At 36.4% G+C, this 231-nt stretch carries 1 pseudogene; it reads right to left on the bottom strand.

Annotated features, from left to right (window positions below):
* Positions 1-231, bottom strand: a pseudogene (locus tag SB816_RS35340) (hypothetical protein); the annotation flags it as partial.

The following is a 231-nucleotide window of genomic DNA, read 5'->3' as shown; positions in this document are numbered from 1 at the left end:
ATATGGGAAAATGGGTATTGGATTGATGATGATCACGATGTTTTTGATAAATAAGATAGCCCATAAAAGCAGATACTAGTATGATCCCTATTTGTGTATAGGTGGTTTGCCATAATAACGTAACGACTAATGCCATTAAAGCGATAGCTTTTCGTTTTAAGTCAGGGGTTAAATTTTGAGACATCCCTACAATAGCGTGAGCAACAATTGCTACAGCAACTAGTTTAAGCC

The organism is Achromobacter sp. SIMBA_011 (assembly GCF_046535435.1).
Taxonomy (GTDB): domain Bacteria; phylum Pseudomonadota; class Gammaproteobacteria; order Burkholderiales; family Burkholderiaceae_B; genus Achromobacter; species Achromobacter dolens.
This window is presented reverse-complemented; position numbering and strand designations above follow the sequence as displayed.